The following is a 14,385-nucleotide window of genomic DNA, read 5'->3' as shown; positions in this document are numbered from 1 at the left end:
GTATAGATGACAATGCATTTTAGTGTTCTCGCAAGCGGGAGTACAGGAAATGCCTTTTTCGTGGAAACGGGGGATCAATCATTCCTTGTCGATGCCGGCTTAAGCGGTAAAGCCCTGGAAGCATTGTTTCAGGATATAGGCCGTGATATGTCAAAGCTATCCGGTATCCTTGTTACCCATGAACACAGCGACCATATTAAAGGTCTTGGAGTGGTTGCCAGAAAACATAAACTCCCGATATATGCGAATGCAAAAACATGGAATGCCATGGATCGATCAATCGGTGAAATTGCAACCGAACAAAAATTCACATTTGAAATGGAACAGGTCAAAACGTTCGGCAGCCTTGATATAGAATCTTTCGGCGTTTCACATGATGCGGCAGAGCCGATGTTTTACGTCTTTCATCATGAAGATAAGAAACTTGTGGTCATTACCGATACAGGGTACGTAAGTGATCGGATGAAAGGAATCATCTCAAATGCCGATGCATATGTATTCGAAAGTAACCATGATGTGTCCATGCTGAGGATGGGAAAATATCCATGGAGCATCAAGCGCCGGATTTTAAGTGATGTCGGACATGTTTGTAATGAAGACGCCGCCCTTGCCATGAGTGAAGTGGCCGGTGATAAGACCAAGCGGATTTACTTGGCCCACTTGAGCCTTGATAACAATATGAAGGATCTAGCAAGAATGTCAGTGGAACAAACGTTAAAGACAAAGGGGATCATTGTAGGTGAACAATTTTCCTTATATGATACAGACCCAAAAAGACCGACGGAACTTGTTACATTATAAATAAAAGGAATGGATGAGGGATACCTTGTCCATTCCTTTTTATTTTTAAAAATTTCGATTCGTAAGTTACGAATCGGATTAAAAGGGGTATCGTTTGGTTAGAACTGTATAGGTAAAAGAAAAATGGCTGTACATTAGTCAATTTTAAGTTTTCCCTTAAATAAAAGCATGCATTTTTTTAGAAAAAATTCGGTAATTGAGTATAATTGAGGGAGGATACCAAACAATAGAATGGCTATAATTCATTCCTAAAATGAGAGGATGGGGCGGTCTTGGGTTATTATGATCAGAATGATGAGAACCAAAATAAACGGAAAAAGAGCCATACGAGCTATTTTCTAGCAGGCTTGGGGGGCGCCATTATCGGGGCCTTACTTATTTTATTAGCCTTTCCGGGAAGTGGACTGTTAAATAATGATGATAACGAAATTACAACGGAAAAATCAACGGGAAGTGAGTCCACGGAGCAGGCTCAGCAAAACCTTACGGTTGATGTAACAAGTGCCGTCACCAATGCCGTCGATAAAGCCAGCGACGCAGTGGTCGGCATCACCAACATTCAGGAAACGAACTTCTGGGGTCAAGGGAGCAACGCCGATGACAGTTCGGCAGAAGCCGGCACAGGTTCGGGAGTCGTCTACAAAAAAGATGGCGGCAAGGCCTATATCGTCACGAATAATCACGTCATTGAAGGAGCTAATGAACTGGAAGTGACATTAAGTGATGGCACTAAATTGCCAGCTGAACTACAAGGCAGTGATCCATGGACAGATTTAGCCGTCATTGTCGTGAATGGTGATAAAATCAAAACCATTGCAGAATTCGGAAAATCCGACAAATTGAAACCTGGTGAGCCTGTAATTGCCATTGGTAACCCACTAGGCCTTCAATTCTCTGGATCGATCACACAAGGAATCATCTCCGGTTTGGAGCGCACGATAGAGGTCGATATCAATGAGGACGGCCAAGTGGATTGGAATGCGGAGGTCATTCAGACCGATGCCGCGATTAATCCAGGTAACAGCGGGGGTGCACTCGTTAATATGTCAGGGCAGGTCATCGGAATAAATTCGATGAAAATTGCAGAAAATGCAGTGGAAGGAATCGGACTTTCGATCCCAATCGATTCAGTTATCCCGATTATTAATGATATAGAGGAATTTGGTGAAGTGAAACGTGCTTTCTTGGGTGTGAACTTGGCATCTGTAGAAGAAATTTCCCAATACCATCAACAAAATACATTAAAGCTGCCAAGGAAAGTTACTTCTGGCGTTGCAATAACAGGCGTTCAAAGCAACTCTCCAGCATCCAAAGCAGGATTGAAGGAATTTGACGTCGTAGTTGGAATGGATAATGAAAAAATCCATGATGTCGTGGAACTAAGAAAATACCTTTACAATGAAAAACAAGTCGGTGATAAAGTTAAAATCACTTATTACCGTGATGGAAAGAAAGAAACTACGGAAGTCACGCTTTCAAGCAGCGAAATTTAAAAGGACAGGGGGCAGAAACTGCCTCCTGTCCTTTCTATTTCCTTGCGCTTTTCTTATTTTTTGTTACGATTACCTGTGGATATATACTGAAATTTAGAATCTCAAGTAGCCTGTGGATAATTGGGAATGGAAGTACTGGGAATAATGAATGGGAAAGGAGATATGAAAGATGAAATTATATTGCTGTCAGGAACACGTGGACATGGCGCTGGATGAAGTGGTATACGAATGTGAAACCTATCCTGTTTTAACGCTGGTTTCTGAAGAAAATCAGTTATCAACAACCTGTGAATATTGTCGAAACGTGGCAATATATCTAGTAGGGAACTAATATTCCCATACAAGATGTGGATAGTTTTTGTGGATATGTGGATAACTTTTGTGGATAACATGTTTGTAACCTGTTCTTAACATTTTCCGAAGAATAAACTGGACGGTTGAATTGTTTAGATCAAACTTTTGGTTCGACGAATAACCAACCATCATTCTATATCGAATCTGAACTAAGTCCAGCCTAAATTCTTCAATATACATTAAAAAATAATGAAAGTTACCGTTGCCGCTTTCAGTGGCAGCGGTTTTTATTTTTGAAAAATTGGAAAGGATATGCTTGTTTTGCTTATAGGTCACTGTAAGGTATGATAATAGGTAGGCAAATCCAACAATTGATAGTAAAAACATTAATGAAAGCTAGAGGATATATATGAAAATAACGATTATAACTGTTGGCAAGCTAAAGGAAAAATACTTAAAGCAAGGAATTGCTGAATATACAAAAAGGTTAAGCGCCTATGCTAATATAGAACTTGTCGAAGTACCGGATGAAAAAGCCCCGGAGAACCTGAGTGCAGCGGACATGGACATTGTAAAGCAAAAGGAGGGTGAACGAATCCTGGCGAAAGTCAGCCCGGACACCTACGTAATAACGCTTGAGATCAATGGAAAACAGCTTACTTCAGAACAGCTGGCCACTCATTTGGATCAGCTTGCCACCTATGGAAAGAGCAAAATTGCCTTTATTATTGGCGGGTCCCTTGGGCTTGGCACTGAGGTATTATCAAGAAGTGATTATGCCCTTTCCTTCTCGAAAATGACCTTTCCGCATCAATTAATGAAACTGGTTCTAGTGGAGCAAATATATCGGGCTTTTCGGATAAATAGAAATGAACCATATCATAAATGATGGAACTAATTCCGGGGGAATTCCCCGTAAGGTTAATGGGTTAACATCTTAAATTTTAATGTAATGAAAAGAGGGTAACGAATGAATAAAGAGTCCATTTATGGTTTAACATTCGAACAATTGACATCATGGCTTTCGGACCATGGCCATAAAAAATTCAGAGCTTCCCAAGTCTGGGAGTGGCTTTATAGAACACGTGTGACGAATTTCTCTGAAATGACGGATGTTAATAAAGAGTGCCTAAAATTACTTGAAGAGCACTTTGTCATCCAAACTTTGACTGAGCACGTTAAGCAAGAATCAGCGGATGGCACGATCAAGTTTCTGTTTAAATTACAGGATGGAAACCTTATCGAAACCGTCATGATGAGGCATAAATACGGAATCTCGGTTTGTGTCACCACCCAAGTGGGCTGCAATATTGGCTGCAGTTTCTGTGCCAGCGGATTATTGGCCAAAAGCCGTGATTTATCCAGCGGCGAAATAGTGGAACAAATCATGAACGTTCAACTGCATCTGGATAAATTGGAACAAGGGGATGTTGTAAGCCATGTAGTTGTAATGGGTATTGGTGAACCATTCGATAACTTTGAAAATATGATAGACTTTTTGAAGGTGCTCATGGACCATAAGGGTCTTGCCATCGCTGCCAGGCGCATTACTGTTTCGACGAGCGGTCTTGCCAATAAGATTTATGAATTCACCGATACCCAATTACAGGTGAATCTGGCCATCTCATTGCATGCGCCGAACAATGAACTCAGGACACGGATCATGAAAATAAATCGCGCTATCCCGATAGAAAAATTGATGAAATCTCTTGATTATTATTTAGAGAAAACGAATAGGAGAATTACGATTGAATATATCCTATTGAAAGATGTCAATGACCACCAAGAAGAAGCAGAGCAACTCGCCAATCTTCTTGAGGACAAAAAACATCGGCTATATGTCAATCTGATTCCATACAATCCTGTAGATGAGCATAGTCAATACCAAAGAAGTGAAAAAGAGTCCGTTCTCTCGTTTTATGATACGCTGAAAAAGAGAGGCGTAAATTGTAAAATCCGCCAAGAGCATGGAACGGATATTGATGCGGCTTGCGGTCAGCTTAGAAGCAAACAAATCAAGAAGGCTGAAGCTAAGTAAATTCATTAAGATAAAACAAAAAGAGGTCGCATATTTTGCGGCCTCTTTTGTCGTGCATTTCATTATTTAGCTATTTCCTTTACCGAGGCGACTTCATACGTTGTAAGCTCGCTGCCTAAGATTGGTGATTCTTTTTTTGCTTCTCCGGAACCTGGTTCAGGCCGTTTATGTGCAGCTTTGAACGCATCGCTATTTCTCCAAGCAGTAAAGTTATCAAGGTTTTCCCAGTACATATTAACGCTCAGTTCATCGTATTCCGACAAATTCTGCGTTAATAGAACTTCAACTTTTACGAAGCCTTCCATAGTATCAAGTGGACCTGGTGCAGTAAATCCTGGGGCCATGACTGCACCCATCCCTTTTTTGACTCTGATTCTATTCGTTACGATTATCATAAATCAGCTCTCCTTTTGGACTTCGGTTTAGAATCTACACCCTATTTTCCGCAATTTCATACATATTTTAGCATATGGAAAGAAGCAGGGTCCATTTTGATTAACTCAGATCATGATATCCAGATGACCCTTGTTTTAAAGAAGACGGATGTTTCATTATAGTGAAAAAAGGCAATTGAATTTGGTTATTACAAGGTTTATCGATGCATTTCGCGTATAATAGTACTCTGTATAAGGAAATTACGATTATGGAAACAATAAGGCAACATACTAAACAACAAAAGAGGCTGTTATATGAATGAATTGAGTTTTACTGACTATACATTAAGCGATGAAATTGTAAGGGCATTAGAAAGCTTGGGATATCAACATCCAACCGAGGTACAGCGTGAAGTGATTCCAGTGGCGCTGAAAAAGCGTGATCTTGTCGTTAAATCGCAAACGGGAAGCGGCAAGACTGCTTCATTCGGCATACCGATTTGCGAAATGGTCGATTGGGAGGAAAATAAGCCTCAGGCGCTTATTTTAACTCCGACACGTGAGCTTGCCGTGCAGGTTAAAGAGGATATTACGAATATTGGCAGATTTAAGAGGATAAAGGCTACTGCGGTTTATGGAAAACATCCATTCGCACTGCAAAAAGCGGAACTGAAACAAAAAAGCCATGTAGTCGTTGGAACCCCGGGACGTGTTCTGGATCATATCGAAAAAGGGACATTCGCCTTGGAACGCTTAACTCATTTAGTTATTGATGAAGCGGATGAAATGCTGAATATGGGCTTCATTGAACAAGTGGAAGCCATTATTAAAGAGCTTCCGAAAGATAGAGTAACCATGCTGTTCTCTGCTACGTTACCTGAGAGTATAAAAAAGCTATGCAAGCAATATATGAAAGATCCTTTGGATATTGAAATCAAAGCAAAGGGATTAACGACGGAGAAAATTGAACATGCTCTTATTGAAGTGAAGGAAGATGATAAGTTTTCCCTGCTTAGAGATGTCACCATCACGGAAAACCCCGATAGCTGCATCATTTTCTGCCGGACGAAAGATAGGGTGGACCAAGTATGTGAACAGCTGCTGGAACTGGAATATCCGTGTGATATGATTCACGGCGGCATGCTTCAGGAAGATCGCCTTGCAGTGATGAATGAATTCAGAAGAGGTGAATTCCGCTATTTGGTTGCGACAGATGTTGCTGCACGTGGAATTGACATCGACAATATAACCCATGTGATTAACTATGACCTGCCATTGGAAAAGGAAAGTTACGTACATCGGACTGGAAGAACGGGACGTGCCGGTAAAAAAGGAAAGGCCATTACTTTTGTGACGCCGTACGAAGACAAATTCCTTGCTGAAATCCAAGGATATATCGGTTTTGAAATCTCTAAGATGCCTGTCCCTTCAAAAGAGGAAGTCTCCAATAAAAAAATGGAATTCGAAGCGAAACTGGAAGCTCGTCCAAAGATCAAAAAAGATAAAAGTGAACAATTGAATAAACAAATCATGAAGCTGTATTTTAATGGCGGCAAGAAAAAGAAACTCAGGGCTGTGGATTTTGTCGGAACCATCGCTAAGATTGATGGAGTGAATGCAGAGGACATCGGGATCATTACGATCCAGGATAATGTTTCTTATGTGGAAATATTGAATGAAAAGGGACCGCTTGTCTTGAAAGTGATGAAAAATACGAAAGTAAAAGGCAAGCTTTTGAAGGTTTCAGAGGCCTTTAAGAACTAAAGATGTTGAATGTAAGGAGCGGTAAGAGCGAAAATCGTTCTTCCCGCTTCTTTTTTATATGTTTTTCTTCCGATCCCCATTGTTTCAAAACTGGGGACGGGAATAATTCGACCTATGTCTTAAAGAATTCGACCTATCTCAGACATAATTCGACCTATGTCTTGAAGAATTCGACCTATCTCAGACATAATTCGACCTACCCCAGGCAGACCTACACCGTTAAGAATCTTTCTCTAAATTCTGTTTAACCGTCAAAATAGAGTGGTATATGAGGAAGGATAACGCAGTTATTTCAAATCAAATAAATACATACAACACGATTTAATCTGAATTCTTACACACGGAGGGGAAAAAGTGGGATGACAAAAGCAAATGAAAGCGGAAGAATCGATGAGCAAAGTAAGCAGCGGCAGCTGGATCAATATCGAGTGGACGATAATGGGAAAAAGATGACGACTAACCAAGGTTTGCGTGTTTCTGAGGATGAGCATTCTTTGAAAGCGGGAACCCGGGGGCCAACTTTGATGGAGGATTTTCATTTTCGTGAAAAAATGACTCATTTTGACCATGAGCGTATTCCCGAACGGATTGTCCATGCGCGTGGATCTGGAGCACATGGATATTTTCAGGTATATGAACCGATGACCGAATATACAAAAGCCAAGTTTCTTCAAGACCCTTCAGTCAAGACACCAGTATTCGTTCGCTACTCCACGGTGGCAGGTTCCCGCGGATCGGCCGACTCGGTCCGTGATGTAAGGGGATTCTCTACAAAGTTTTATACGGAGGAAGGAAACTATGATTTGGTCGGAAATAATATTCCGGTATTTTTTATCCAGGATGCCATTAAGTTTCCGGATTTAATTCATGCGGTTAAACCGGAGCCTCATAATGAAATACCTCAGGCCGCGTCTGCCCATGATACTTTTTGGGACTTCGTCGCCAACAATGAAGAAACGGCACATATGGTCATGTGGCATCTATCCGATAGGGCCATACCGAGAAGTTTCCGGATGATGGAAGGGTTTGGTGTCCACACATTCCGTTTTGTAAATGAGCAGGGTGTGGCCCATTTCGTTAAATTCCATTGGAAGCCTGTACTGGGAGTTAAATCCCTTGTCTGGGATGAGGCACAGAAAATTGCAGGGAAGAATCCTGATTTTCATCGCCAAGATCTGTGGGAAGCGATAGATACAGGAAATTATCCTGAATTTGAATTTGGCGTGCAAATGATCAAAGAAGAAGATGAATTCAAATTCGACTTTGATATCCTCGATCCTACTAAACTATGGCCGGAAGAACAAATCCCGGTGAAAATAATCGGGAAAATGGTTTTGAACCAAAATACGGATAACTTTTTTGCAGAGACGGAACAGATAGCATTCCATCCGGGGCATGTTGTGCCGGGAATTGACTTTTCAAATGATCCGCTGCTCCAGGGACGTTTATTCTCATACACCGATACGCAGCTATCCCGGTTGGGAGGACCGAATTTCCATGAGCTTCCGATTAATAGGGCAGTTGCCCCCGTTCATAATAATCAACGCGATGGCATGCACCGCATGTCAATAAATCCAGGGCCGGTCAGCTACCACAAAAATTCCCTTGCAGGCAACTCTCCTGAACCTGCTTCAGAAGAGGAAGGCGGCTATGCACATTACCAGGAAAAAGTCGATGGCAGGAAGGTCCGGCAGCGCAGTGAAAGCTTCAAGGATCATTACAGCCAGGCTAAACTATTTTGGAATAGCATGACGGAAGTGGAGAAGGAGCATATTATTCAGGCTTTCCACTTTGAAGTGGGGAAAGTGAAAAATAAGGACGTTCAGCAGCAAATCGTCGAGATGTTCAGCAATGTGGATGTCGAACTGGCTAAAACGATCGCTAAGGGAGTGGGCGTGAAGCCTCCAGTCAACAAAAGTGAGGTTAAAATGGACTTGGCTTCTCCGGCTTTAAGCCAGGAGCAAATGAAAGTGAATACGGCGGCAACAAGGAAAGTGGCGATCTTGGCTGCAGATGGTTTCAACGGGCTGGAGGTCAATCAAGTCTTGGAATCATTTAAATCTGAAGGGATAACCGCTGAAATCATCAGCATAAATCGCGGGGTGATTACAAGTTCTGAAGGACAGCAGGCCGAGGTGAATCAGACATTCCTGACAGCCGATTCGGTACTTTTCGATGCTGTATATGTGGCAGGAGGCCAGGAGAGTGTAGATGCCCTAAAGGCATCCAAGGAACCCATATACTTTGTTGATGAAGCCTACAATCATTTCAAAGCGATTGGTGCGGGAAAAGAAGGAGCCGAGATCTTATCGAAGGCAGGCATCGTTTCCAATGATCCAGCCTCAGGCATCGTAGCTGTTACGGATAAAAATAGTGGTTCTGCCTTTATCGAGGCAATTGCCAAGCACAGGCACTGGAAACGCGCTTAATATCATATTTAAAAACCCCTAGACTTGAAGTCAGGGGGTTTTTAATAGATATTTCGTAACAAGCTACTTTGCTTTTTCTTCGAAAAGTGATGCAATGCCAACGATCACCTTAGTGGCCAGTATCATATTATCAACGGAAATAAATTCATATTTGCCATGAAAGTTCTCCCCGCCCGTAAAGATGTTGGGTGTAGGCAGGCCCATATACGATAATTGGGAACCATCCGTACCACCTCGTATTGGTGAGGTTTTTGGTTTTATATCGAGTTTCTCCATTGCTTCATGGGCAATATCCACGATTTCCTTCACGGGCTCAATTTTTTCCTTCATGTTGAAGTATTGGTCGTGTAATTCAAGCTCGATCCGGTTTTGACCATACTTTTCTTTTAAATCCTCGATTACTTTCGTTATATATTCCTTGCGTTCATTGAATTTTTGGCGATTGAAATCCCTGATGATGTAAGAAAGCTTGGTCTCTTCCACATCACCGTGAAACGAAAGCAGATGATAAAATCCTTCGTAGCCCTCCGTATATTCCGGTGCTTCTGCTGCTGGGAGCAAATCATGCAATTCCATGGCGATTTTCGCCGAGTTCACCATTTTTCCTTTAGCCGTACCAGGGTGAATATTCGTCCCTTTGATCAGGATTTTGGCTGATGCTGCATTGAAGCTCTCATATTCAAGTTCTCCAAGTGGGCCGCCGTCCACGGTGTAGGCAAATTGGGCATCAAAGGCATCTACATCAAACTTATGGGGTCCCCTTCCGATCTCCTCATCGGGAGTAAAAGCAACACGGATTTTTCCATGCTTGATTTCCGGATGCTGGATCAAATAATCCATGGCAGTCATGATTTCGGCAATTCCAGCCTTATTATCAGCTCCCAACAGGGTTGTCCCATCCGTTGTAATCAAGGTATGCCCTTTATAGTTCCTAAGCGAAGGAAAATCATCAGGTGAAAGAATGACATCCAATTTTTCATGTAATGTAAGATCTTTGCCATCATAGTTGTCAACGATTTGCGGTTTTACATCTTTTCCAGTGAAATCCGTTGCTGTATCGACATGCGCCAAGAAACCGATTGTCGGGACATCCTTATTTGAATTGGCCGGCAAGGTTGCCATGACATAGCCGTTCCCATCAATTGTCACATCCTTCATCCCAATGGATTGAAGTTCCTTGACCAATGCATTTGCCAAGGTCAACTGTCCGGGTGTAGAGGGGCATGAGGGATTTTCTTCATTCGATTGGGTATCCACTTTCACATAAGAAGTGAATCTTTCAATGATTTCATTTTTCACTTTTCCTTCAACTCCTTTTTCCCTTATCTTACCATGATTAGCTGGAATGGAAAAATTATCTTTTTTCAAATTTTTTAGGTTGATGTCATCAGCAAAGAACGGCATATCTGCAAAAGACATGCCGTTCCTTGCTATCTCTTTTTAGAGTGGATTATTCAAGGCCCATACGGATACGCTTTTCCCGTGAACGGGGAATGTCGCGAATCCATCTTCTTCAATGGTAATGTGGTCATCTCTATGACAAGTTAAATCACTCCAGATTTCACCAGCCCGATGTTCACCGACGAACATCCTTTTTTCACTGTTGTGATCTCCATTAGAGATAATGACCGCACACCCCGAGCCTTCTAGCTCTTCAACTCCGTGCCGGACCCAGCCTATCGTATTTGGATCATCAAAGTAGTCGGTCTGTTCTCCGTAAGCTTTTTCATACCTAGCATATAATAGTCGATCCAGAATCTCCTTTTTCCCAGGCACCGGAGAAGGTCCGCCGATTCCATAATAGTCCCCGTAAAAGACACATGGATAACCGCAAAGTCTAAGCAAGGTAAGTGCATATGCCGATGGCTTGAACCAGTCCTTTACCCAAGACTCCAGTGATTCATGAGGCTGGGAGTCATGGTTATCGACAAAAGTGACAGCCTCTGCTGGATTGGTTTGGACGAGGGTATCATCAAAGATGGTTGAGAGGTCGAAGTCTGTTCCTGCGTTTGAAGCCTCATGAAATTTATAATGCAGGGAAACATCGAACAAGTTGAGGTCATGATTGGTTTGCTCTAAGTATGTTTGACAGGCTTTAACATCTGCCTTCCAGAATTCGCCGACCATGAAAAAATGTTCCTTTGTATAAGGGATGAGTTCTTGGAGAAATTCATTGATGAATTCATAATCGATATGTTTAACGGCGTCCAAACGAAAACCATCACACTTTAACGTATCAACCATCCATTTTCCCCAGCTAATCATTTCCTGACGAACTTCCGGCAGGCTGTAATCGATGTTGGCAAACATTAAATAATCATAGTTCCCGAATTCATCGATGACATGCTTATTCCAGTGCTTATTTTCGCCTGTGATTCGATATACGCCCATTTTGTCGTTTTCGGCATCATAGTCTGTACCATTGAAATGAGTATGGTTCCACTTAAAGTCAGAGTATTTATTTTTACGTCCCGGAAAATCGAATTTTGTCCAGCCTTCCATTTCGAATGGTTCTGAGATATCTTCCATACGGTTGTCTGGATTGACTTCAATCACCTCGAATTTTTCGGTTCCGTCAGCTCCTGCCTTATGGTTCATGACTAAATCGATATAAACGCAAAGTCCATAGTTATGACAGGTGGCTATTGCTTGCAGCAATTCATCTTTGGTCCCGTATTTGGTACGAACGGTTCCTTTTTGGTCAAATTCCCCCAAATCGTAACCGTCATATATTCCATATCCATTATCCCCAACGGATTGCCCTTTGGTGACTGGCGGAAGCCAAACGCAGTCAATTCCTATGTCCTTCAACTTGGAGGCCGCATATTTCAATCTTTCCCAATGAGAACCATCTGCCTCTAGATGCCACTCAAAAAATTGCATCATCGTATGATTTCTTTTCATCCGTTCCCCCCCTGACACCGACCTGTTTTTAACAAAAGTGAAACTAATGCGATCGGATAAAGTAATAATGGAAATCTTTACCCACTAAAATCAAATGATAAACAAGTGAACAATCCTCAGGATAGAGGTTCATCTACCTCCCTCTATTTTACTATTTTATACCAAATAAGGGTATTTTATATTGATTAGCAGCTAAAAATAATTCAAATGTGCAGGAATAGCCCGGAAAAGGCATAGGCTGCATCAATAAAAAAGGCATCCCGATTAAATGGGGATACCTCAGACTGTAGTTAAACTCGATGAAAATCAAGTTTGCCCACAGTTTTTTTATCGCTTTTACAATTTGACCGTTGATTACCCCTCTAGGAACTCGCTTTTTACGGGCGGTCCGGGAGCCTTTCCCGCAGGAGTCTCGCACTTTTTTATAAAATTTAGATAGAACCTCTTTTGCCTACAAACTAAGGTATCCTGAATATTTTGAAATACCTTTTTCGTATTGAGGGGGATAGTCTATTATCCTTTTTTACCTCTCCGTTTAAAGAAGTGGGCGAAAGCCATTGCACCTAATAATAAGATTAGAAGCATGGAAGATAGAATGATCGTATCCTTTGAGGAGCTGCTGTTACCTGCCCCCTTTTGGGCCATGTTCCCGGTTATACCAGGAGGTGCACCATTCCCGCCCCGGTCCATGTCAGGAGGCTGCATCGCCGCCCCATTCTCGCCGCCCATGTTTGGTGGTCGCTGACCTGCATTTGCGTCATCGCCGATATTTGGAGCTCCGCCGCCCATACTGCTTTCTGTCTCGGCTTCCACGACCAGGTCTCCTGAAAGCTGTGCCAAGATTGATTCGGCACGTTTGACAGCGAAGTCAACCAGGGTTTCCTCGCCTGAAGTTGCTTCTGTATACTCGTCCATTGTATAAAACTTGGTCGGGTCCTTTTTCACATATGGTGTGATCAATTTAGAAATTTCAGTGGTCATTGCTGTCATATTTTCTTCAGAGAAAAAATCTGTGGCAATGTCATTTAGATCATCATAATATTTTTCACGGTACTCGTCGTTGGAAAGCAGGGCATTCAATAAAGGGCGCTCTTCTAGGGTCGTACCTGAAACAGGCTCGGTAATGCTGAAGTTGATATTACTTTCATTCATGAAATTTGAACTCATATCCATCATTCCGCCACCGTTCATATTCGGTGCCTCTCCAAGGATTTCCTTGTCATCCTGCTTAGCAGTATCGGCGTTACCCTCAGCAGCCGTTCCATCTTTTTGGTCAGCGGTTGCTTGATCAGGGTCGCCCGCCAGTCGCCCGCCGCCTCCGGAATAACCGCCAAATGACATATTATAGTCCCAAGGCAATATCGAAAAGACCCCGTTCTCTTCATACAGGTAGTAATTGTGCTTTTTATCTCCTTGATAGTGATCGAGGTTGACAAGGGCAGTATTGGCTGCGAAATAGCGCAGCATTTCATCGACATCCAGGACTTCCTCCAGATTCCCGCCATTATTGATGCTATCAAGCATTTTGATCATGGCGGATTGGTCCGAATTATCGTTTGTTTTCAAGTTTAATCCTGTGTAGTCATCAATGTCTTCACTGATCCACTTTAAATCGCTTCCCGTACCATCCGGATAATAGAGATCGCCTGTGCCATCAGTGAAGTTGGTGTTTAGAAAGGTTTCTTCTATAGCTTCCACCCCTAGATAAAGGCCCCATTCCTTTCCGTTGATGGTCAAGTACATATAGGAATGTCCAGGAGTCGCTATGCCCATCTTGTCCATTAATTCATAGGAAAGGTATTCTCTCATATAGGTTGGGTCACTGTAATTATTGTTTAGGGCCAACTTCTTCAGGCCGTGTAAATCTTGATCTTCCTGATAATAATCAAAGTCTAGCTTCCAGCTGTAACGATCGGAATCTCCCATTTGAACAACGGAATTCAAGGAAAGGTTTCCCTTGGTACGAAATCCCACGTTTTTAACCGTCTCCCCATCTATCGTTACATCGGCATTTACGATCTCCTTTTCAGTGGGGTTTTCCAGGATGGAATCCAAATCCTCATCAGCCAATGTTATATCAACGGTTGTCACCTTACTTTGATCAAATACAGATTCTGTATAAGTATTTCCTTTAGTGGCTTTTTCAACTTGAAGATTGGGAAGGAAAAATAGCACTGCTATAAAAATCATCATCAATAAACCAATGGTCGCTACTACATATCTTGTTTTTAACATGCCTTGGCTCCTTCCTCCTGTAGTCTTATATAGAGGGGTGGGCATGGATTTTT

11 protein-coding genes are annotated in these 14,385 nt (G+C 42.2%); 7 read left to right on the top strand and 4 right to left on the bottom strand.

The features are described 5' to 3' along the window. Positions 1 to 6: 6 nt before the first annotated feature. The 5 genes from MPH60_RS21095 to rlmN all read left to right on the top strand — a co-directional run bounded on the left by MPH60_RS21095 (position 7) and on the right by rlmN (position 4,626). Entirely contained in the window at positions 7 to 801 is a 795-nt protein-coding gene (locus MPH60_RS21095) for an MBL fold metallo-hydrolase (RefSeq protein ID WP_241589446.1), read from the top strand. A gap of 272 nt (positions 802 to 1,073) precedes the next feature. Further along, on the top strand, positions 1,074 to 2,294 hold the full coding sequence (locus MPH60_RS21090) for a S1C family serine protease (protein WP_241589447.1): 1,221 nt from the start codon (positions 1,074 to 1,076) through the stop codon (positions 2,292 to 2,294). A gap of 169 nt (positions 2,295 to 2,463) precedes the next feature. After that, positions 2,464 to 2,625, top strand: coding sequence for a CxxH/CxxC protein (locus tag MPH60_RS21085; RefSeq protein WP_101223962.1), 162 nt, complete (start codon positions 2,464 to 2,466; stop codon positions 2,623 to 2,625). Positions 2,626 to 2,997: 372 nt separating this feature from the next. Continuing rightward, the gene (gene rlmH, locus MPH60_RS21080) at positions 2,998 to 3,477 is read left to right on the top strand and encodes a 23S rRNA (pseudouridine(1915)-N(3))-methyltransferase RlmH (protein ID WP_098370309.1); all 480 of its coding nucleotides are present in this window, start codon (positions 2,998 to 3,000) and stop codon (positions 3,475 to 3,477) included. Positions 3,478 to 3,558: 81 nt separating this feature from the next. Then, positions 3,559 to 4,626: a 23S rRNA (adenine(2503)-C(2))-methyltransferase RlmN gene (rlmN, locus tag MPH60_RS21075; protein WP_241589448.1), complete on the top strand. Its 1,068-nt coding sequence runs from the start codon at positions 3,559 to 3,561 to the stop codon at positions 4,624 to 4,626. A 62-nt stretch (positions 4,627 to 4,688) separates the two neighbouring features. Here rlmN and MPH60_RS21070 read toward each other — a convergent pair whose 3' ends face one another. After that, entirely contained in the window at positions 4,689 to 5,021 is a 333-nt protein-coding gene (locus tag MPH60_RS21070; RefSeq protein ID WP_241589449.1) for a heme oxygenase, read from the bottom strand. 294 nt (positions 5,022 to 5,315) lie between these two features. On the opposite strand from MPH60_RS21070, the gene MPH60_RS21065 reads away from it, so the two are divergent. Then, a complete protein-coding gene (locus MPH60_RS21065; RefSeq protein ID WP_241589450.1) occupies positions 5,316 to 6,764 on the top strand; it encodes a DEAD/DEAH box helicase in 1,449 nt (482 codons plus the stop codon). Between the two features lie 359 nt (positions 6,765 to 7,123). After that, positions 7,124 to 9,193: a catalase gene (locus tag MPH60_RS21060; protein WP_241589451.1), complete on the top strand. Its 2,070-nt coding sequence runs from the start codon at positions 7,124 to 7,126 to the stop codon at positions 9,191 to 9,193. A 63-nt stretch (positions 9,194 to 9,256) separates the two neighbouring features. Here MPH60_RS21060 and pepT read toward each other — a convergent pair whose 3' ends face one another. The 3 genes from pepT to MPH60_RS21045 all read right to left on the bottom strand — a co-directional run bounded on the left by pepT (position 9,257) and on the right by MPH60_RS21045 (position 14,332). Then, a complete protein-coding gene (gene pepT / locus MPH60_RS21055; RefSeq protein WP_241589668.1) occupies positions 9,257 to 10,492 on the bottom strand; it encodes a peptidase T in 1,236 nt (411 codons plus the stop codon). Between the two features lie 141 nt (positions 10,493 to 10,633). After that, positions 10,634 to 12,097, bottom strand: a complete 1,464-nt coding sequence (locus MPH60_RS21050) for an alpha-amylase (protein WP_241589452.1) — start codon at positions 12,095 to 12,097, stop codon at positions 10,634 to 10,636. A gap of 513 nt (positions 12,098 to 12,610) precedes the next feature. Continuing rightward, positions 12,611 to 14,332, bottom strand: coding sequence for a CotH kinase family protein (locus MPH60_RS21045; protein WP_241589453.1), 1,722 nt, complete (start codon positions 14,330 to 14,332; stop codon positions 12,611 to 12,613). Positions 14,333 to 14,385: the final 53 nt, after the last annotated feature.

It is taken from the genome of Peribacillus sp. Aquil_B1 (assembly GCF_022603275.1).
Classification (GTDB): Bacteria; Bacillota; Bacilli; order Bacillales; family DSM-1321; genus Peribacillus.
The sequence above is the reverse complement of the archived record's forward strand: the minus strand, read 5'-3'. Positions and strand labels throughout refer to the sequence as shown.